The sequence below is a fragment of the Sphingobacterium arenae genome, assembly GCF_014692505.1.
Taxonomy (GTDB): domain Bacteria; phylum Bacteroidota; class Bacteroidia; order Sphingobacteriales; family Sphingobacteriaceae; genus Sphingobacterium; species Sphingobacterium arenae.
Window position 1 is genome coordinate 1 of sequence record NZ_JACNYK010000008.1, and the last position, 20,690, is coordinate 20,690.

19 protein-coding genes are annotated in these 20,690 nt (G+C 37.0%); all 19 read right to left on the reverse strand.

From position 1 onward, the window contains the following. Positions 1-613, reverse strand: a 613-nt coding sequence (locus H8B17_RS19315) for an alanine--tRNA ligase-related protein (RefSeq protein ID WP_262891646.1), incomplete at its 3' end; no start/stop codon positions are given. Positions 614-644: 31 nt separating this feature from the next. Beyond that, positions 645-1,670 (reverse strand): lipid II:glycine glycyltransferase FemX, encoded by a 1,026-nt coding sequence (locus H8B17_RS19320; protein WP_190310881.1) that lies wholly within the window; start codon positions 1,668-1,670, stop codon positions 645-647. Next, positions 1,663-2,694, reverse strand: a complete 1,032-nt coding sequence (locus H8B17_RS19325; RefSeq protein ID WP_190310882.1) for a hypothetical protein — start codon at positions 2,692-2,694, stop codon at positions 1,663-1,665. The genes H8B17_RS19320 and H8B17_RS19325 overlap by 8 nt, the downstream gene beginning before the upstream one ends. Further along, positions 2,684-3,334, reverse strand: coding sequence for a sugar transferase (locus H8B17_RS19330; protein ID WP_190310883.1), 651 nt, complete (start codon positions 3,332-3,334; stop codon positions 2,684-2,686). The genes H8B17_RS19325 and H8B17_RS19330 overlap by 11 nt, the downstream gene beginning before the upstream one ends. Continuing rightward, positions 3,334-4,458, reverse strand: a complete 1,125-nt coding sequence (locus H8B17_RS19335; protein ID WP_190310884.1) for a polysaccharide pyruvyl transferase family protein — start codon at positions 4,456-4,458, stop codon at positions 3,334-3,336. Before H8B17_RS19335 ends, H8B17_RS19330 begins: the two co-directional genes overlap by 1 nt. Before the next feature lies 1 nt (position 4,459). Further along, positions 4,460-5,734, reverse strand: coding sequence for an ATP-grasp domain-containing protein (locus H8B17_RS19340; RefSeq protein WP_190310885.1), 1,275 nt, complete (start codon positions 5,732-5,734; stop codon positions 4,460-4,462). Between the two features lie 158 nt (positions 5,735-5,892). Further along, positions 5,893-7,119 carry a glycosyltransferase family 4 protein gene (locus H8B17_RS19345; RefSeq protein ID WP_190310886.1) on the reverse strand — a complete coding sequence of 409 codons (1,227 nt, stop codon included), beginning with the start codon at positions 7,117-7,119 and terminating at the stop codon, positions 5,893-5,895. 86 nt (positions 7,120-7,205) lie between these two features. Next, the gene (locus tag H8B17_RS19350; RefSeq protein WP_190310887.1) at positions 7,206-8,348 is read right to left on the reverse strand and encodes a glycosyltransferase family protein; all 1,143 of its coding nucleotides are present in this window, start codon (positions 8,346-8,348) and stop codon (positions 7,206-7,208) included. Positions 8,349-8,350: 2 nt separating this feature from the next. Beyond that, on the reverse strand, positions 8,351-9,454 hold the full coding sequence (locus H8B17_RS19355) for a hypothetical protein (protein WP_190310888.1): 1,104 nt from the start codon (positions 9,452-9,454) through the stop codon (positions 8,351-8,353). Then, positions 9,432-10,697 (reverse strand): O-antigen ligase family protein, encoded by a 1,266-nt coding sequence (locus H8B17_RS19360; protein ID WP_190310889.1) that lies wholly within the window; start codon positions 10,695-10,697, stop codon positions 9,432-9,434. The genes H8B17_RS19355 and H8B17_RS19360 overlap by 23 nt, the downstream gene beginning before the upstream one ends. Next, positions 10,694-11,806 carry a TDP-N-acetylfucosamine:lipid II N-acetylfucosaminyltransferase gene (locus tag H8B17_RS19365; protein ID WP_190310890.1) on the reverse strand — a complete coding sequence of 371 codons (1,113 nt, stop codon included), beginning with the start codon at positions 11,804-11,806 and terminating at the stop codon, positions 10,694-10,696. Before H8B17_RS19365 ends, H8B17_RS19360 begins: the two co-directional genes overlap by 4 nt. Next, positions 11,803-13,245, reverse strand: coding sequence for an MOP flippase family protein (locus tag H8B17_RS19370; protein WP_190310891.1), 1,443 nt, complete (start codon positions 13,243-13,245; stop codon positions 11,803-11,805). The genes H8B17_RS19365 and H8B17_RS19370 overlap by 4 nt, the downstream gene beginning before the upstream one ends. Beyond that, a complete protein-coding gene (rffA, locus tag H8B17_RS19375) occupies positions 13,245-14,375 on the reverse strand; it encodes a dTDP-4-amino-4,6-dideoxygalactose transaminase (protein ID WP_190310892.1) in 1,131 nt (376 codons plus the stop codon). Before rffA ends, H8B17_RS19370 begins: the two co-directional genes overlap by 1 nt. After that, the gene (locus tag H8B17_RS19380; RefSeq protein WP_190310893.1) at positions 14,362-15,069 is read right to left on the reverse strand and encodes a GNAT family N-acetyltransferase; all 708 of its coding nucleotides are present in this window, start codon (positions 15,067-15,069) and stop codon (positions 14,362-14,364) included. The genes rffA and H8B17_RS19380 overlap by 14 nt, the downstream gene beginning before the upstream one ends. Before the next feature lie 2 nt (positions 15,070-15,071). Beyond that, complete coding sequence (gene rfbA, locus H8B17_RS19385) at positions 15,072-15,941, reverse strand: glucose-1-phosphate thymidylyltransferase RfbA (RefSeq protein WP_190310894.1); 870 nt, start codon at positions 15,939-15,941, stop codon at positions 15,072-15,074. Between the two features lie 14 nt (positions 15,942-15,955). Continuing rightward, positions 15,956-17,005: a dTDP-glucose 4,6-dehydratase gene (rfbB, locus tag H8B17_RS19390; protein WP_190310895.1), complete on the reverse strand. Its 1,050-nt coding sequence runs from the start codon at positions 17,003-17,005 to the stop codon at positions 15,956-15,958. Beyond that, positions 17,006-18,217, reverse strand: a complete 1,212-nt coding sequence (gene wecC, locus H8B17_RS19395; RefSeq protein ID WP_190310896.1) for a UDP-N-acetyl-D-mannosamine dehydrogenase — start codon at positions 18,215-18,217, stop codon at positions 17,006-17,008. A 9-nt stretch (positions 18,218-18,226) separates the two neighbouring features. Continuing rightward, positions 18,227-19,345 carry a non-hydrolyzing UDP-N-acetylglucosamine 2-epimerase gene (gene wecB / locus H8B17_RS19400; RefSeq protein WP_190310897.1) on the reverse strand — a complete coding sequence of 373 codons (1,119 nt, stop codon included), beginning with the start codon at positions 19,343-19,345 and terminating at the stop codon, positions 18,227-18,229. Between the two features lie 12 nt (positions 19,346-19,357). Next, complete coding sequence (locus tag H8B17_RS19405) at positions 19,358-20,677, reverse strand: nucleotide sugar dehydrogenase (protein WP_223816691.1); 1,320 nt, start codon at positions 20,675-20,677, stop codon at positions 19,358-19,360. Positions 20,678-20,690: the final 13 nt, after the last annotated feature.

The window sequence follows — 20,690 nt, forward strand, 5'->3', positions numbered from 1 at the left end:
GGGGATCGTCCGCATTGACAAGATCCTGGCCCCGTACGGCCGACCGCTCTTCAGCCGTCCGCATATCATAATGGATTTCAGAACACGGACCACACGGCCCTGTCTCGCCCATTTCCCAAAAATTATCTTTTTTGTTCCCTAATAAGATCCGGTCCTCCGGCACATGGCTCTTCCATAAGCCATAGGCCTCTGTGTCCCGCTCCAACCCTTCCTGACCATCGCCCTCAAAAATCGTCACATACAAACGGTCTTTGTCCAGCTTGTATACTTCCGTCAGCAATTCCCAGGCCCAGGAAATCGCTTCTTTCTTAAAATAATCGCCGAAAGACCAGTTGCCCAACATCTCAAAAAGCGTATGGTGATAGGTATCGATACCTACTTCTTCCAGATCGTTGTGTTTCCCCGAAACCCGGAGACAGCGCTGGGTATCGGTCACACGGGAATATTTTGCGGCCACCTCTCCCAAAAAAACCTCTTTAAACTGGTTCATCCCTGCATTGGTAAACATCAAAGTCGGATCGTCTTTGACAACAACCGGTGCAGATGGCACAATATGGTGGGATTTGTCCCTAAAAAAACTTAAAAAAACCTCGCGTATCTCTTTACTGGTCATAAATATTTACATCGTTACCAACTCACTTTCCTTAAGATCTATATAGAGGAAAAAAACAACTCTCCTTATCCTTGACATTATTTTGTTCGACCAACATGCCATATTTAACTGGGTCAACAATATATTTCCAAACAGCGAACTGTTTAAAATCTTTAGAAAACCCCGATTTAAATCTAAATAGGGAGTCCTCATCGCTACCCCCAACACCTCCTCCTAAATGTAGATATTCTAGGCCTAATTCGTTTCCTAACAGTCGAGCTTCATCAAGTACAAGCTTCATTGGTGTTAACCTAATAAAATCCTCTGTTGTGCCCGCTAAGTGATATTGCATAATCTTATCTGTCATGGTAAAGATAGCGCCTGCGACGATCTGCCCGTCATATTTTGCAACTAGGAGTTTACTCTTAAACTGAGAATTATCCAAAAATTCATTAAAGTATTCTTTTGTAAAATAGTAATACGGCGAGGCGTCTACTCGGCGCATAGTTTCATAATAAATATCGACAAATTGTTCAATATCACCTGAACTTTTAGCCTCCTCAACGACAAACCCTTTTTTCCTCAATTGATTAATCTCAGATTTATTTGATTTTCGATATTGCTTTCTCTGTTCTTCAAGACTTAACGTCAAGTCTATCGATATCGTCTTGTTTAAAAGCTGGACATCTCCAAAGCCTGCAAAAACCGTGTGTTGATCTATCAAGGCATGCAATCTTGAAAAAGCACTTACTATGTTATTTTTTAAACAGTAAGCGTCAAATTTGTCTTTAAAAAAGGCTAAGAAACCATCCGAGAAAGAAAAGTCCAGTCTATTAGATATAGGTCCGCAATACCCATACACAGAAGTTAAGTCAAACAATTCTGTCCCCTCAATTGGTCTTAGTACTAACGGAATCGCCACAAAATCTGTCTTGTCCTGCCCTACAAAAAGTAATGATTTATAAGAATTGTCTATTCTATGATAAAACGGTGTATGGTGAAAGTCGTAAATATAACTTGCGTTTATTAGCTCCTCCCACCTTGGATTGCCTACATCCAATATTTCGAAACTATACATGTTTGATAAATTTATTGATTATACTTACTATATGGTCAATGTCATTTTGGCTGTATCTAAAGTCGGAATGGACGAACAAGACTCGTTTTTGGAATTCCATATCTTTCTCGTGTACCTGATCCGGCCATAGGATAGCAGGGTAAATACTATGCTCAATCAAATGCTTACGGAAGCGATCTCTAAGCTCCTGATTTCCGCACAAAAACATTAAACCCATTTCCGTTAAACGGCTCCTGCCCATCAAACTTATCCCTGCAGAAGGTATCAATAGGTTTTTCGCATAGGTGATATTATCTCTTGTTTTAGAAATCAATTTTTCAGGGTTCAAATCATCCAGCTGTGCCTTAACCACTTTCGGTAAGCTAACGTTGGTCAAATGATTGGCAAATTGTTCTTCTGCATCGACATATAACGTCCTGAAAACATTCTTATCCGGAAATCCATTTGCCAAGTATTCGCCTTTAAGATACATCGCTGTTAGTTTCTGAAGCGCAACCTTTGTCGAAAAAGTGTTTTCGTGTGTGTCAATTTCAAAATCCCCCCGCTTACTCCACCCAAATCCACCAACTGCCACTGGCAGTTGCTTTCTTAATGAACCGAAACAGTAATCCGCATTGGATTGACTAAAACTCAGCAAATTATGCGTGAGATCTTCAATAACGACGGAATATTTCAGAAATGAGCAGTCAAGTTTACTAACTCCAAAAAAATCAACGTTTATGAATACATTTTCTTTTGTATCTTCCCAGTCTATAGCCTTATCCTGATCAAACGGCTGGTAATCATAGTACACAATATCTAACGGTAGACCCTTACAATAATCAACCACCTCGTGACAATAATAACTTGGAAAGCCTACCTTTTTCCAGCCATATTTCTCGTAGCCACACTGAAGCAAATTATATAATGCTACTCTCCCCGAAAAAAAATATTCGATCCCTATATTCATAAAGTGGGGCACTGATTTCAATGCAACGTCATCATGAACATAATGAAAATCTGAACCGAATTCTTTACTTATCATCCTCTTCCACGTTAAAATAATGTTTGCTCAATCCTCTTGTAATACCTATATCGTCTACCTCAGACATCTTTCTTCCCATACTAATCTCACTAGATTTGAAAATCTTCAAAAAGGTCTTAAAGATAATTAAAAGATCTAATCGAAAGCTGAGTGTATCAACGTATTCTACATCCAAGTTAAAACGTTCACTGAATTTTAAAAAATTACGACCATTCACCTGAGCAAGACCAGTTATACCCGGGAGAACCTCGTGCCTCCGAATATGATAATCATTGTAATAATCTAGATATTCGATCAACAAAGGTCTAGGCCCCACCAAACTCATATCTCCTCTTATCACATTAAATAGTTGAGGAATTTCGTCCAAAGATGTTTTTCGAACCAGTTTCCCCAATGTGGTCAACCTGTCCTTATCTTTTAGAAGATTCCCATCTTTATCTTTCTTGTCATTCATCGTTTTAAATTTTATGACATTGAAGATTTTGTTGTCTTTCCCTACCCTCTTTTGGACGAAAAAGGGTTTAAAATTATTCTGTATACTCAACAAAATGATTAAGATCAAAATCAGCGGAGAGAAGATGACAACGGCAATGAAAGCCGTTAGAAAATCAACACATCTTTTAAAAATCCTTTTGTACATTACCTTGAGTTTGTCATTCTATTTACAATACCATCAAAAGTTTCTTTCAGCTTTTCTCGCATAAACTGTGCATAGAGAGAAAGAGATTTAGAATGCTGTCGTTCGAACTCTAGTTTTTCAAAAATATTCGCGAACTCAGTAACCTCGCTTACCAAAAAGTCTGTCCTAAATTGTAAACCGTATAGATCCTGCAGTTTACTCCCTTGCCATTTATTGAAAACACTCGCTGGTACACCATCCGCCAGTGCGGTAATCGCAACATGCAGACTTGAAGTTACGGTAAGAGAGGCATGTACGATAACATCTAACATCTGGACAACGGATAGATTGTTTGGAAGAACGATGAACTCTTCTCCAGCAACTTTATTTATTTGTTCTAGGTACACTTCGTCTTTCCATAAGTGTATTACCGGCATCATCACAATTTGGTACCCATACTTCTGTTTTGCTTCCCGCAAATCATTGGCGACGATTTTCGCCTCTTCCTCTGTGATATTGTGAACTTGAAAAAGTAGGTATTCGGTATCAGTAGGAATAAATTCTCGGTAATGCTTACCCCTTTGGTTTTGACTATCTAGATATTGAGGAAATATCCACCCTAAATCCGGCGTTATTTCAATTTTTTTATTAAAACTTTCAAAGTTTGAGCCCTCTAGAATTTTTTTCGACAAAATACCGCGACAAGAAATATAGTCCAAAGAACTAATCGTATTATTTATCTTTAATTCATCCCACTTATCTCCAAATGGTCTGACCCCAACGGATAACCAAGCCTTAAATGCGGATTGGCAATCTACCCAATCCCATACGGTATCAGAAGCATACTTACTTACAACCTGCTTCTGTTGCTTTTCATAAATGGGTTGCCATGTTCGTTCATCAAATAAATGTACCACCTCTCCGCCGGCTAAGAAAATACCATCATATTTTCCATCAACCTTTAATCTATTATATCCTTCATAGTGATAACCTTCTAAATCTATTGTGGATGGCGTGAAAAAATCTATCTCTACATCGGGAATGCGATTTCTTAACTCCATATCAAACACATGGGAAAAAAGGATATCTCCGTAGTTATTAATATCCGCAAAGGACATCATCGCAAGGCGCAGGTTATTTTTCATATTAATTCACTATTAAGCTTTCAACAAAATCGACATCAAAACAGGGAATACCATGCCTCTCTGCGACTTCTTTTCTTTCTTTATACCAGTTATCGATAAAAATTGAGTCCAGCTCTATAATAAAGTCGGATTTCTTTGCATCGAGCGGTAAACAAATTATTTCCTCAAACAATGCGGGGTCGATACAAAACTTTCTTAAGTCGTGGTGTATGTGATGCCCGTGTTTAGATATCAGATGCACTTTGATATCGTTATTTTGGCATTGATAGACAAAACTAATTACGTCCCTGTTTACCTTTCCATTAACTATCACCGTATCATCATAATCAAGATATACATGCGAATAGGTAAATCCGTATTTATATTTGTTTACTGTCGTTCGAAAAAGTGTTACATCAAATTCCTGCTTTGTGATCTCGACATCCATACCTAATGCGTCAAAAATACTGAACAAAGGAAGATTAACCCCTTTATGACGAAAGTACCCCATCGTACCAGCAGTTCTAGTAGAAATTTCTAACAACTTCAGTTTACCCTCTCTATCTTCTTTAAGTTGGAAAAACCACAAACCTCTGAAGTTAAGCTTAGCATTAATTTTTTCTGCAATTAACTTTATTTCTTCAGTCAAGTCGTATTCAAAAGATTTAAAGGATATTCCCATTTTAATTTCCGCCCTTTCTCTAGCTCCTGAAAACAATAACTTCCCATCTTTGTTCGTAAAACAGTCTACAGTATATTCTTTCCCCGGTAATAATTCGACAAAAATGGTGTCTTCTCTATCAAATAGCTTCTGATGTTCTTCTATATTTTCAATAACCTTAACACCTTGAGCACCCTGCCCCACATTTGGCTTTGAAAAAATCGGATACTTATCCACAAGTAATACGTCTTCATAAACCTCTGGACAGAAATCCTCATTTTTAAATAAATCATACGTTTTTAGTTTATATCTACAGATATCATTTGTATAGTAATCTGCAGAAACTATGATCGCATTAATTTCAGAGGCCTTTTCGCTCAACACTAAAGCAGCTGTGTCATCTGTAGGAAATATCAGTTTTATGCCTTCTTTTAAAATCAAGTGATTTAACTCCTCAATAAAAGTAGGTTTGTTCAAAAACGGTAACTTCTTTACATCATTCTCATAAAGCAATTCGCTATAATCATTTCTTCCAGAACCTGGAATTACTTCAACATGAACCGAATGCTTGATTGCTTCGTTAATTTCTAGTGCATTCTCTGCACCCGATGGAAAGACTAATACTTTATTTCTCATTTTTAATTATTGTATTCATCAATTTTCAATATAAAATACCGTCAACAACTAGAGATTTGATAGCACAACTTTCTCTATATGTGTCACACATGCACTCCTTTTTCAACTCCTGACATTCATGGTAAGACATAACTTTTTTTATTTACAGGGATTTTACTCTATGATTTTATATTAACCCCTTCTAAGAAGGTGACGAACTCGTTTGCTAAATCATTCCGTGAAAATTCGCTTTCTGCCAATTGCCTCGCATTCTCCCCCATTTTTAGACGTACCTCAGGATTATTTCCCAAATACATAAGCGCATCCGCAAACTCTTCCGCATTTCCCGGTTTAACCACCATACCACATTTGTTCTGCCCTATTATATCGGCAAGCCAACCCGGGTAATTGTTGACAACAGGCAGCCCGGCGGAAAGATAGTCGAAAAACTTGTTAGGGGAAGTCCCGTAGTAGAACGCAGGCACGTTCTGAAGTACCATTAGGCCGATATCGGCTCTATTCATGATGATGTTTAATTCATATTTCGACATTCTATCCAAGAATATACAATTGTTGAGCTGTTGCTCCCTAGCACGCTCTATTAGTCGTTGCTTTTCCTTTCCATTACCAACAAATAAAAACTTGATGTCTCTGACATTTCTTTTCTTTAGCACAACCGCTGTATCCAACAAAGCGTCAATTCCATTCGCAACTCCGTGGGCACCGGTAAAAACAGTTACGACGTCACTTGGATTGATTCCAGAAACTGAAAATGAGCGTCTAATTTCTTCGTCTCTCTTGAAGAGCTCTAAATCACAGCCATTGGGAATCATCTTAACCAACTTGTCTTTTGAGCTTTTTTCCTTTATTCCCTTGCATATTCCTGGAGAAAGGCCTATACAAGCATCTGCACTTTTATAGCCATATTTTTCCAAGATGCTCATCCCTCCCAACAAAAAGCCGTTTTTCATACCTAAAGCCTTGGGTAACTCAGGCCACAAATCACGAACTTCAAACACAAATTTGTTCTTTTTACGAAACAATTTCGTAAATATTCCCGGTATAGCCGCAGTCAAGGGAGTCGATGTTGCAAATAACAAATCACACCGTTCTTTTAACGCTAATCGGACACCTAATATCCCATACTTTAGAAAATCAACGGCACGTTTTGAAATAGAATCAGTATTCTGCGTATTTACCCTAATTTGAATTACATCGATGCCATCTACGTCTCCTCTACTAAGATATTTTGAAATAATGGGTAAATTGAACTTATCATCCGCACCCCCACACACCACGGTGACTTGATGCCCCTTTGCGATTAAAGCTTGAGCAAATTCATACGAACGAGTTCCTCCCCCGTTTGAAGGAGTAGTAAAATATTGGTGGTAATATAAAACTTTCATAATTGTAATTAAATCATTATCTTATTCTACTAAAAAAATCATTGAGATTCAGTAGGAGTGTCCGTCATCTATAAGTGATATAACAACTAGAGTTCTAACAATTTTTTATATACACCATCAAACTGCGAGTCCCATGTCATAAGTTTCGTATTTTTATAAGTATATTCGCTTTCTTTATACACATTATAATTATCCACCATCTCCATCATTGCCATCTCCATAGTCTCTAACGAACTGCCATCATCTGGCAGAACGATCCCACCGCCGTTTTCTTCAATAATACTTTTCATAGTAGGGTTATTCCCACAAATAATTGGAATATTTCTAGTCAACAATTGATATAACCTGTTCGGTTCGCAAAACCTATTATTCGGCGAAGTATCTCTGTAAAGTACGACCGAAAAATATGCATTATCAATATATTTAATCATATCTATTTGTGGAACGAAATCAGTAAACACATGACCTTCCCTTTTTAAACCGTCAATCTCTTCCTTAAATTTATCATCCACTTTCCCTAATATAACAAGTTTATATTTTCCTTTATAGTTTTTATAGGTCGTCAGAAAAGTATTGAAATTTCTACCTTCAGCGGCAGCTCCAAGCCACAATATATATGGTGTATCACCCAGGGTATTTATAGATCCATCAGGTAAATCCGCTTTCTTTACATTTACATAATCTCTGCTTGGATAGTTATTTAAAATATAATAGTCCTTCTCGCGGTGGTTGATTTTCTCTAAAATATAGGCTCGTCTTTCTTTATTCGTGTATATTAAAAAATCGCAATGAGACAGCATGAATCTTAGAATTTTCTTAGTAATGAAGTTGCTCGTTAACCCGTTATGAGGTAGTTCATGCAAATCCCACAATACCTTAGTCTTAGTAAACGGCTTAATAAATAATAAAACTGTAAGAATACTAAGATAGTGTTGTAAATCATGAAATAAAATAACGTCCGGTTTTCTCCTAAAAATGTATGATAAAGTCTTAATTGTCAATTCTGGGACTTTAAAAACATATCCTTTTCCTTTCTTAAAGCATCTCCTAAATCGAAGAGAAATGCTTATAATATTGATATCATTATCTTTAAACACTCCTTTGATGTTATTATCCTCTAAAATAAATACTTCAGTGGGTATTTTGTTCTCTGATAACGATTTTAGCCATTTCAGTAATCGACCATCTGTATTATAAGAGGCAGACTTAATAATATGTAGAAAACTCATAATTAAAACATATTAACATAAAACTGTGGAAACGGATTAAATTTGTTGATCTGAGATTTATTGTGACGATAATAATTGTCATAAATGGTTTTCAAGCTACCGTCATATTGAATTAACTTCATCCAACCATCTGTCTGTTTCCATCCTGTTTTATGTAACAATTTCGCATTATTAACAGAACCATCCACATTATCAGTCGGAACTTTAGGATTTACCCAAATGATAAACTTTAAAGTATTACACAACCTATCAATATCTTCTCGAGTCCACCCTCCTTGCTTACATCTATATGAATCCAATATAAACTGAACGATATGGTTGCCATGGCTCACATCTTGTTTTACTACAGAATACTTCCTGTTTTTTTGTTTGAGTAGGGCGTTAAATCTTATCGGATACGTACTATCCCAAATATAACAAGCATTACCTTTAACGGTATTAACCTTTAGTGCTCTTTTTAATTCACTATTAAAACTATCATAGAAATCTTTATATTTGGATTCTTTACTTATCATATATAGATACAAGGCAACGGTGGCCCAGTGGGATCCCATATGTAATCTCAGGCCGTACATCTCCCCCATATCCCCATATTTGGCTTCGTTCCGGTTTGCCCATTTATCAAAATTTTCTTTAACAAAAAGAAAATTTTCGGAATTTAGTTGACCAATCTGGTCGGTAATATAAATGTATTGTGCCAAATATCTGAACAAATACCCTTCGTAGAGAATGAACTCTTTATTCAGCATCTCATAGTTGGTGTCAGATTTTCTACTAAAATTAACAATCCACTTGTTACCTACATCTAATCTTTCGGAACTACTTTTAAGCTTTTCTATTAATTCCGCATTATGAACAAAGTATTGTTTATCACTAGTTCGATAATAATATTCGTTGATCGCATTCACAAAATAGCCCATTTCTAAAAAACGCATTGCATTTCCTGATTCTGCATTCCTATACATCTTGCCGTAATAATAATCCGATTGAGGAGAAGTAATAGAACTTCTAAATAAGGTGTTATAATCTATTTTTGGTTGACATTGTGCCATAAATGCACTTAGTACTATCAACAATATTAAACTAATGTGGTTGAACTTGTTCATTTTTTATAATTTTCTTGTGAGTACATCCGAAATAAAATGCTATGACATACCAAAATATGAGCCCAGAATAAATTTCCTTAACAAAAAAATAGCCAAAGGAAAAGATTAAATAGAATACAAAAGAACAAATAACGAAAAACGAAACATCCCTGTTGTAAGACATCAATAACTTTGATTTTGACATTACTTTGAATATCATTAAGTAGGTTAAAGCTATGCCCAAGACTCCGTAAGCAAACAATATAAACAGGAACTCAACCTCCATTAATCCAATACTATCTAATTTTGCCTTTCCGACTCCAAAAAGATAATTCCACATATCTCGATCAAAAAATTGTTTAACGGACGCAAGCTGTGCCGCTCTTCCGACTTCACTGACTTCCGAATCCAAATTTGTCATTCGTGTGAGAAACACGTCAATACGTTCGGGAAATATATTATAAAGAATTGTAGCGGACAAATAACCTACTATCAATACTTGTATCATTCGTAATACGAATTTTGAAATTCTTTTTTCATATAAACTTCTTAACATGAAACTAAAAACCATGGTGACGAATAAAGCAATTATAGCCCCTCTACTCATGGAATATAAAATGTTAATCAAAGACAATGCCATCCCCAGTATTCTTAACCATTTATAGTCTTTCAACAAGAAAAAGTAGTACAAAAAGAAAAAACCACATAGTCCCGCCCAGGTTAAAATATTCCCCGAAGTTCCGTAGATTCTAGAGTTCAGACTTTCAAAACCTTTTACTTGGTTATCTGACAGCGCAAATATAGACGAGATTTGAATAACAGGTTGAAAAGCCAAAGCCTGAAGTAACCCGAAAGTTAATGATATTATAAATATAATAGAGGTTAACAATTTAAAATCCCGTTCCTTAATAATATTATTATAGCCTATAACAAAAAAGCAGTAGAAAATTAAAACACGATTCAATATTTGAAGAAATTCAGTAGGAAATTTGATAGAGAACGTTGAAAAAAAATGATACTCTCCCAATGTATTTGACAAAAGCATACTCAGAAAAATAAATAAAGCGATTACAAAAACTTCTTTCATCATCTTAATACTTTTGACCTCAACATCAACTATACAAATAGTTATAAACAACGGATAGAGAAAAAGCAAATCTGGTTTCATCCCAAATCCAAAAAGTTGGATAGCTGGGAAGAGAAAAGATAATACAATTAAAAAAACAAAGATTCTAATTGAAAAATTTAACTGTTTGGTTCTCATATGAACAGTTTACTTGTTAGTAATATACATCGCTCCCGAGCAAATAAATTAAAAACTTCAATTCTATTCTGTTTTGCTTCCTCTTCATTTATTAAAAAGATTGATTTCCTTTTTTTTAAAGAGTCTAGGCTTCTCACAGCTATTCCGTTTTCTATAAAAAAATTATACATAGGATTTATCGGATCTAAGTAGACTGTTTTTCCTAGATAAATTAGATACACGACATTTCCCAAACCTTGCTGTCGTCTAAAACCAAATACGCCGACTTGCACAGAATGTAATAATTCAACATAATCACGATAATCCATAAAGGAAGTAAGAGGTTTAAAACGGTGATTAAGTATTGATTTCCCCTTTTTAATAATCTTGCTAATATATGAAAATTGTCCGTACGACAATGGAGATATAACCGACAGCTCCTCGGTCGAATTACTAATCAAACTCATTATTTCGCAGTGATTGTTACTGGGATCACCAGAGTTTCCCAAAATAATCTGCATGGGTTTAATCGACATTATATTAGGCTCTACTTCATGGCCGACACTATTAAGGGTATAGAAGTTAAATTCCTTAAATTCAGGATCGATTTTAAATATCTTCTTGGCAGTTAAATAATCTTCATGCAACGTTGTTCCGATTACGTTTACCTTTTTTGCAAACGACTTTATTTTTCCCATTCTCCCAATATTTGCTCGAAATCTATTTAAAACAAATTTAGAGATTTCTTTTAAAGGAGCAGACGCTAACAAAAGTCGCAGAGTTTCACGCCCATACAACTTATTATATCCATATTCCGGCCTATTATAAATCTCCCCACCCCATAAAAGCCAAATAATATTTGTTTTATATTTTATATGGGTTTCAAAAAAGGATACCTTCTTGATATCTAAAGAATGTATTATTACATTGTCATAAACATATTGATGAAAAAGGTCTCCCAAGTCTTCAGTAAATAAAACGTGCGGATACACACTGTAATCATTACCATAGTTTATCTTGCGATCAAATATCACATATATATTTATATCACCGTCATTCGCAGCTTCATCGAAGAGCTTAATCATATCTTTGGTGATTTTTTCGTTATTTATTAAATGTAAGTTTTTCATTTCTTAACCAAAAAAATTTTCAACTCTTTTATTATCTTCCTGTCTGTTACCTGCAGCAATATTAAAAAAAGTATTACAGAAAATACTCCCGCAGAAAAAAACCGAATAATTACATTGCTAATCTCAAACAGACTCATTCCTAAATGAGCTGCTAGGCATGCAACACCCGCAGAAATCCAACTCGATACTTGGATTTTATTAAATTCCACGAAAGAAACGGTAATCAAATTGTTGACCATATACTTCCAAGATGGATAATATAGAGCTATTTGGCAGGCTAGGAGAGCGATTGAAACTCCTATTATTCCCCAAAAACTACCTACATATACAAATACTGGCACAATAAATAATAGCGCTAAGTTCCAATAAAATCCTAAATCCGGTTTTCCTAACGCCAGTTGTAGCGATCCAACAGGATTACTAATAGAACGTATAAGCATATAAACCGACAGAATTTGTAAAATTGGGGTTGCATTTATCCACTTCTCTCCAAAAAACAGCAGGATTACATCCTGTGCAAACGCTAAACAAAACATAAAGACAATGGAGTTAATCACCGAAAGATATTTTATTAATCTCATGTAAATATCTTTTACTGCAATTAAGTTATCTTGGACTTTCGCCATCAGGGGAAAACTAACTTTAGTTAAGATTGGATTTATTATTTGATACGGTTTACTTATAAAATCTTTCGCTATATTGTATAACCCCAAAGCCTCTAGCCCAACGAGTTTCCCAATAATCAGAGTGTCGACTTCTTTATTAAGATAGTTTACAATCTTTTCTCCCATCTGAAAAAATCCAAATCTAAGCAATTCGCTAATAGAAGAAAATGCAAATAGAAAAGAAGGAGCAAAAAGTTTTTTCCCTGCATTAATCAGAAGGACTGTACTTAAAAGATTATATACTATAGTCCCCCAAACTAAAGACATAATACCTTTGCCTTGATACGCTAATGCAATAACAACAACAAAACTGGCTGTTCTACTTATAATATCTCTTAGCGCAAGACTTTTAAAATCTAGATTCTTTCGTAACAGTGCCTGATACTGCTGTCCCAACGGTATTATGAGAAAAACTACAGAAATGAATTTCACTAAATATTCTAATGCATGTTCGTCATAAAAAGAAGAAATCAACGCGCTTGAAAAATACATTATCAAAAATATGAATACACCAACTAGAATATTGGTATAAAAAAGCGTTGATAGCTGAATTCTAGAAACTTCCTTTTTGTAAATCACCGCATTTGCTAGCCCTAAATCAATAAATATGTTAGAAAAATTTATTAAAAAAACTAAGATAGCCATTAATCCAAAATCTTTTGGACTCAATATTTTTGAGAGAATTATTATCTGTAATACCTGTGTTATTGACACATACAACGACGATGCCGTTGTCCATTTTACCCCTGAAACAGCTTTTTTATTGAAAGACATTATCTAGTTATATTACCGATGATCAGGTCAATATTATCTTCGGTTAATTCATAATACATAGGAAGTCTCACTAAACATTCTGAATAAAAATCCGACATAGACAATTCTCGTCCGTCATGTTTTGATTGGTAAAAAGGACTTTTATGTAAACTCAAATAATGAAACACTGCTGAAACACTTTTTGACTTTAGTCTTTCAATAATCTCAGTTCTTTGTTCGACTGACTCACAAACGAGATAAAACATATGTGCATTATTAGTCGCGAAATGTGGGACAAATGGCAATCGCACATTTCGGTTCTCTGCCCACTCCTTTAAACCACTATAATATTGATCCCAAATTGCTATCCTTTTTTCTTGAATATTCTCCAAGTTTTCTAATTGTGCCCATAAGAATGCAGCAATAGTTTCAGAAGGAAGAAATGATGATCCTATATCAACCCATCCATATTTATCTACCTCTCCCCTAAAAAACGCAGATCTATTCGTTCCTTTCTCCCAAATAATCTCCGCTCTTTTTGAGAATCGATCGTCATTAATCGCTAACAATCCTCCTTCTCCAGAAATAATATTTTTGGTTTCATGAAAAGAAAAGGCAGCTAAATGGCCAATAGAACCTAAAGCTTTTTTTGTACCATCGCTAAAAGTAAAATAACTATCAATCGCCTGAGCCGCATCTTCTATTACCAGTAAATTATGTTTATTAGCAATAGACATTATCTTTTCCATATCACATCCGACTCCCGCATAATGTACCGGAACTATAGCTTTTGTTTTCTGAGTAATAAGGCTTTCAATACTATCTTCATCAATTCCTGGATGATCTTTTCGACTATCAGCAAAACGTATATGTGCCCCCCTTAAAACAAAGGCGTTCGAAGTAGAAACAAAAGTATAGGAAGGCATAATGACCTCATCGCCTGGTTGAATATCAGCAAGAATCGCTGCCATTTCCAAGGCATCTGTACAAGACGTTGTTAAAAGGCACTTTCTAAACCCGTAATTGGATTCAAAAAAATGTTGACATTTCTTGGTGAACTTGCCATTGCCTGACAACTTTCCCGTATAAACTGCGTCATACATATAGTGGGCTTCTTTGCCTGTCAAATAGGGCTTATTAAATGGTATCATAGTTCCAAATATGGTAAATGTATGTTAATTCTTTTAATTCAAATCCAACGGATTCATATAATTTTACAGCGGGTGAATTATCAAGTTGCGTTACTACCTGCATTTGTCTAAAGCCAATATTTACGGCATAATCTTTCACATGTTCAATTAACGAAGAAGCTACTTTTCTTCCTCTTGCTCCAGGACTTACAGCCAACAACCCAATATCTGCTAAATCCTGTGTTTTCTTTGTCAACGTAATAAAACCTAAAAGTTCATTATCCTCCAATGCCACAAAAACTTCAATCGCAGAAGTTTTATTCACAGAGTTTTCAATCCATTTTGTATACAACTTCGAATACTCATCATTAGCGAAATTCTTATCAACAAAAAAGCGTGAAAAAACACCACTTTCCAATGTAAGATTCTTTAATCTGTTGTAAGAATGGTTACGTTCATCAAAAGGTTCTATTAATAGACATTGATTGATTATATTTTTATTAACATTAATAGTTTCCATATGAAAACAGGCTTTTTTGTCCATCAGTTTAGATTCAAGTTCATTAATAGGCCGTTGACTGAATACATAAACTAATCGAAAAAATGGATCAAACGAACTGGAAAAATCGATTGGCTCTTTTGCTTCTAATTTTGCGACACGATAACCAAAAAATTCACTATCCCAATCCAAAGGTGTTAATTGCGTACTATCCACTTCTATAAGACTTTTTTCTTAATATAATCGTAGTAGTCTCCCTTCATACTTTTAACCTGTTCTTCTAAAATTCTTTTATCGATCCAACCATATCGAGAAGCGATTTCCTCAAGGCAACCTATTTTAAGACCTGTTCTCTTTTCCAAAGCTTTGACAAATTCCGTAGCCTCCGTAAGCGATTCATGCGTACCTGTATCTAGCCAAGCAAAGCCGCGGCTCATTGTTTGCAGTTTCAATTGCCCTTTCACTAAATAATGTTGATTAATCGACGTAATTTCCAATTCACCACGAGCTGAAGGTTTAACATTCTTTGCAGCTTCTACAACTGAATTCGGATAAAAGTACAATCCAACGACGGCATGATTTGATTTGGGTTCGCTCGGTTTCTCTTCAATACTAAGCACATTGCCTTCTTTGTCAAATTCTGCTACGCCATAGCGCTCGGGATCATCTACGTAATAACCGAAAACGACTGCTTTAGTCTCTTCCTCTACATCCTTGACAGATTCGGCAAGCAATTTCTGGAAGCCTGCTCCATAAAAAATATTATCACCAAGCACTAAGCACACATCATCGCTACCAATAAACTCTTCTCCAATCAGAAATGCCTGCGCTAAGCCATCTGGACTAGGCTGCTCGGCATAGCTCAGCTGTATTCCAAACTGCAAACCGTCTCCTAATAATTTTTGAAAATTCGGCAGGTCGTGCGGAGTCGAAATAATCAATATCTCGCGAATACCTGCCAACATTAAAACGGACAAGGGATAATAAATCATTGGCTTGTCGTACACCGGAAGCAACTGCTTCGATACTGCAATTGTCAACGGATGCAGACGTGTTCCTGATCCTCCTGCTAAAATAATACCTTTCATCGATTCATCCTTTCTTATTCCTGATACTGTTTTTCGTAATAATGTTGGTATTCTCCTGATGTAACCTCATCTAGCCATTCCTGATTCGATAAATACCAATCTATCGTTTTTGATAAACCTTCTTCAAACGTAACGGATGGTTGATATCCAAGTTCTTGATTAATCTTTGTGGCATCAATCGCGTAACGTAAATCGTGTCCAGGTCTGTCTTTCACAAAAGTAATGAGTTGAGACGAAGTTCCCGCGGGTCTATCTAACTTCTCATCCATCTGCTTGCACAGTTCCTTTACCAAGTCGATATTCTGCCATTCGTTAAATCCACCTACGTTATACGCCTCACCGTTCCTTCCCTCATGGAAGACCAAATCAATAGCTCGTGCGTGATCAATTACATACAGCCAGTCTCTCGTAAACTTACCATCACCATATATCGGTAATGGTTTATTGTTTAATATATTATGGATACAGAGCGGTATCAACTTCTCAGGGAAGTGATTCGGGCCATAGTTATTAGAACAATTTGTAATCACAATAGGCAATCCGTACGTGTCTTGATATGCCCTTACAAAATGATCAGATGAGGCTTTGGAAGCAGAATATGGAGAATGCGGATCATATGGAGTATCTTCACGAAATAATCCCGTGTCGCCCAATGTACCATATACCTCATCCGTTGAGACATGATGAAAACGCTTGCCTTCGTAATTATCCTTCCAAATTTCTTTTGCCGCATTTAATAAATTCACCGTTCCGATTACATTCGTCATAACAAAAGCAGTAGGGTTCGTGATCGAACGGTCTACATGAGACTCCGCGGCAAGGTGGATAACACCATCTGGCTGATATTGCTTGAACACATCAAGAATAGTCTCTGCATCCGTGATATCTGCCTTGACGAAGGTATAATTTGGCAAGCCCGCGATATCTTTCAAATTCGCCAAATTTCCTGCATATGTAAGTGCATCCAAATTAATAATCTGATAATCCGGATACTTTTTAACGAACTCCCGAACCACATGCGAACCTATAAAGCCGGCACCCCCTGTTATTAATACTGTTTTCATTTACTTGTTTGTTACGCCACAAAAGTCAAGTACGACTTGTTCCTCTCTAAATGTTAATTGTTTAAATTCATTATGAGCAACCAACAAAACCACAATATCGGCTTTTTCTACGGCGTCTTTGTAATCTGTTAACTTAAAAACTTTATGTTCATGAACATTAGGTTCTACAATGTACATATCCGCATCACCAGAATCTTGTAGCACACGCTCTGCAATATGAATGGCAGGAGACTCGCGTAGGTCGTCGATATTCGGCTTGAAAGCCAAGCCCATAATGGCTATAGACGGTTGGCGTCCCTTAGCCAACTCAAATTCTAGACGTGCTGTTTTTACCTTCTCCGCACACCAGAAAGGCTTGTAATTGTTTGTTGCACGTGCTTGAGCAATCATACGCGATTCCATCGGGAAATCGGCCGTAATAAAGTAAGGATCCACAGCAATACAGTGTCCGCCTACACCACAACCCGGTTGCAAAATATTGACACGCGGGTGCTTATTTGCCAAACGAATCAATTCCCATACGTTGATACCCGCCTTATCACAAATCAAAGAGAGCTCATTCGCAAAAGCAATTTGCGAATCGCGAGATGCATTTTCAGTCAATTTACACATCTCGGCTGTACGTGCATTCGTTGGGTGTAATTCTCCTTTTACGAATTGGCCATAAAATGCTAACGCTTTTTCTGTAGAAGCCTCGTTAACACCACCAATCACCCGGTCATTATGTACCAACTCATGCATTACATTCCCAGGCAATACACGCTCCGGACAATAGGCTAAATAAATTTTACCTTCCAATTCAGGACGCTTCGCAAAAATTAAATCCATCATCTTCTCGGTTGTCCCAACAGGAGATGTAGATTCAATAATGTATAAATCACCTTCTTTTAATAACGGGATGATACCTTCCGTAGCAGCCTGTACATAAGAGATGTCGGGTTGATGATCACCTTTGAACGGCGTAGGAACGACAACTAAATAGGTATCCGCCTCTACCGCTTTCGTTCCTGCTTTTAAGAAACCCTTTGAAACGGCTTCTGCAACAGCCTTATCTAATTCAGGTTCTACGATATGTATTTTACCCGCGTTAATCGTATCAACAACATGCTGAGACACATCTACACCGTGCACCGGAATACCACTATTAGCGATTAATGCCGATGTTGGCAATCCAATATATCCTAAACCAACGGTTACAACTTTAGCTTGCATAGGTCTTTCTTATTTTAAGTTTTTTATAAATTCAACAATTCGTTCACAGGCTTTACCGTCTCCGTAAGGATTGTGCAAGGCACTCATTTCTTGATAGCGGTTTGTATTATTCAACAAATCTTGTGCTTCGGAAACAATTTTATTTTTATCGGTACCTACTAGAATGACCGTACCGGCATCTACAGCCTCCGGTCTCTCCGTTGTGTCCCGCATCACCAAAACGGGCTTTCCTAAGCTAGGTGCCTCTTCTTGTACACCTCCAGAATCTGTTATGATTAAATAAGATTGATTCATCAACCACACAAAAGACGGATATGAAAGTGGATCGATTAAGTGAATATTATCAATACCGCTCAGTATTTCATAAACGGGGCCTTTTACATTGGGGTTTAAATGTACCGGGTAGATAATTTGTACATCCGGATTCGATACCGCAATTTCCTTTAGTGCTTCACAGATATTAATAAAGCCTTGACCGTGATTCTCTCTGCGGTGACCCGTAACCAGAATTAACTTCTTACTGGAATCAACTAAAGTCTTTAACGATGCTATTTCTTCGTTTTCGTAGTTTTCTACTTTTTCCGAGCTAAATAATAGGGCGTCAATAACCGTATTACCCGTTACGGTAATGGTGCTTTCGTCTATATTCTCTTTCAACAAATTCGCTTTTGACGCGGGAGTTGGAGCTAAATGCACATCGGTAATTCGACCGGTAATCTGTCTATTGGCTTCCTCAGGAAAAGGAGATAGTTTGTTGTGCGTACGCAACCCCGCCTCTACGTGTACGACTTTTGCTCCTGCATAAAAACCAGCTATCGCTGCTGCCATCGAGGTAGTCGTGTCACCATGAACATATACGTAATCGGGCTTAAAGCTTTCTAAAACGTCTTTCAATCCGGTCAAGATATCTGCCGTTAGTCCATAAAGGTTTTGCCCTGGTTTCATGAGGTTGAGGTCATAATCGGGCGTTATCTCAAAAAACTCTAACACTTGATCCAGCATCTCACGATGTTGTGCGGTCACACAAACTTTGGTGTCAAACGCATCATCCTGCTGAAAAGCCTTGACTAATGGAGCCATTTTAATGGCCTCGGGTCGAGTTCCGAATACGATAAGGTTCTTGATCATTTTTTGTTTGTTTTAAAGTCTTGCATCTACCCAAGTTCGGGGTAAAACGCCCTTCGTGTCGAAAATAACACTTCGTTCTTTTTTTATTTGATTAATATCTATTGTTAAAAATTCATCATGCGCTGTCGCTAGAATAATAGCATCATATTTCTCATCATCGCAATCTCTCGATATCGCTCCAGTACGAAGCACAATTCCATATTCTTTATACACTTCCTCCGGATTTGCCCAAGGGTCGTATACGTTGACCTCTACACCGTATTCTTTGAGTTCCCTAAATATGTCCGCCACCTTGGTGTTCCGAACGTCTGGACAATTTTCCTTAAACGTGACACCCAAAATAAGTGCCTTCGCTCCTCTAACGACAACATCTTTCGCTACCATCAATTTGATCACCTTAGAAGCAATAAATGCCGGTATGGAATTGTTAACCCGCCGCCCAGATAAAATCACATCTGGATGATAGCCTAATTGCGTCGCCTTATGGGTGAGATAATAGGGATCCACCGAGATACAGTGCCCTCCAACAAGACCAGGTTTATACTTCAAAAAATTAAATTTTGTGCCCGCAGCTTCCAGCACATCATTGGTATCAATGCCGATCCGGTCAAAAATAAGTGCCAGCTCGTTTACAAACGAAATATTCACATCACGCTGCGCATTTTCAATTGCCTTCGAAGCTTCTGCAACCTTTATACTGGGGGCTTTATGAGTACCAGCCGTAACGATAGTTTTATACAGCTGATCGATCTCTTCTGCGATTTCCGGGGTAGAACCCGAAGTCACTTTTTTGATCGTTGTTAGGGTATTAACCTTATCTCCCGGATTAATCCGCTCCGGTGAATAACCAACAAAGAAATCGCGGTTAAAACATAACCCCGAAATACGTTCCAATATGGGTACACATTCCTCTTCTGTACATCCGGGATAAACGGTGGATTCATAAATAACGATATCGCCTTTTTTAATGACCCGTCCGAGCATTTCGGAAGCCATCATCAACGGACTTAGATTTGGAGCATTATAACGATCGATTGGGGTTGGAACCGTAACGATGTATATTTGTGCCGTATTTAAATCGTCAAGCGAGCAGGAAGCCTTGTAGCCTTTTTCAAATTTTGTTTCCTTTGCCAGTTGGATACCTCTGTTAAGCTTCTCCAAGTCTGCTTCTTGAGTATGGTCCATTCCTTGGGCCAACTCGGCTATACGTTCCTCGTCAATATCAAAACCGACAACAGGAAAATGGAGCGCTAATTCAATTGCCAATGGCAACCCAACATAACCTTGACCGACGATGGCAATTTGCTTCATTCTTCTACTTGCTTCCCGCATGTTTTATAACCGT

Coding starts and splice junctions, on each gene's coding strand:
- H8B17_RS19320 (WP_190310881.1), bottom strand. CDS start 1,670: ATGTATAGTTTCGAAATATTGGATGTAGGCAATCCAAGGTGGGAGGAG.
- H8B17_RS19325 (WP_190310882.1), bottom strand. CDS start 2,694: ATGATAAGTAAAGAATTCGGTTCAGATTTTCATTATGTTCATGATGAC.
- H8B17_RS19330 (WP_190310883.1), bottom strand. CDS start 3,334: ATGTACAAAAGGATTTTTAAAAGATGTGTTGATTTTCTAACGGCTTTC.
- H8B17_RS19335 (WP_190310884.1), bottom strand. CDS start 4,458: ATGAAAAATAACCTGCGCCTTGCGATGATGTCCTTTGCGGATATTAAT.
- H8B17_RS19340 (WP_190310885.1), bottom strand. CDS start 5,734: ATGAGAAATAAAGTATTAGTCTTTCCATCGGGTGCAGAGAATGCACTA.
- H8B17_RS19345 (WP_190310886.1), bottom strand. CDS start 7,119: ATGAAAGTTTTATATTACCACCAATATTTTACTACTCCTTCAAACGGG.
- H8B17_RS19350 (WP_190310887.1), bottom strand. CDS start 8,348: ATGAGTTTTCTACATATTATTAAGTCTGCCTCTTATAATACAGATGGT.
- H8B17_RS19355 (WP_190310888.1), bottom strand. CDS start 9,454: ATGAACAAGTTCAACCACATTAGTTTAATATTGTTGATAGTACTAAGT.
- H8B17_RS19360 (WP_190310889.1), bottom strand. CDS start 10,697: ATGAGAACCAAACAGTTAAATTTTTCAATTAGAATCTTTGTTTTTTTA.
- H8B17_RS19365 (WP_190310890.1), bottom strand. CDS start 11,806: ATGAAAAACTTACATTTAATAAATAACGAAAAAATCACCAAAGATATG.
- H8B17_RS19370 (WP_190310891.1), bottom strand. CDS start 13,245: ATGTCTTTCAATAAAAAAGCTGTTTCAGGGGTAAAATGGACAACGGCA.
- rffA (WP_190310892.1), bottom strand. CDS start 14,375: ATGATACCATTTAATAAGCCCTATTTGACAGGCAAAGAAGCCCACTAT.
- rfbA (WP_190310894.1), bottom strand. CDS start 15,941: ATGAAAGGTATTATTTTAGCAGGAGGATCAGGAACACGTCTGCATCCG.
- rfbB (WP_190310895.1), bottom strand. CDS start 17,005: ATGAAAACAGTATTAATAACAGGGGGTGCCGGCTTTATAGGTTCGCAT.
- wecC (WP_190310896.1), bottom strand. CDS start 18,217: ATGCAAGCTAAAGTTGTAACCGTTGGTTTAGGATATATTGGATTGCCA.
- wecB (WP_190310897.1), bottom strand. CDS start 19,345: ATGATCAAGAACCTTATCGTATTCGGAACTCGACCCGAGGCCATTAAA.
- H8B17_RS19405 (WP_223816691.1), bottom strand. CDS start 20,677: ATGCGGGAAGCAAGTAGAAGAATGAAGCAAATTGCCATCGTCGGTCAA.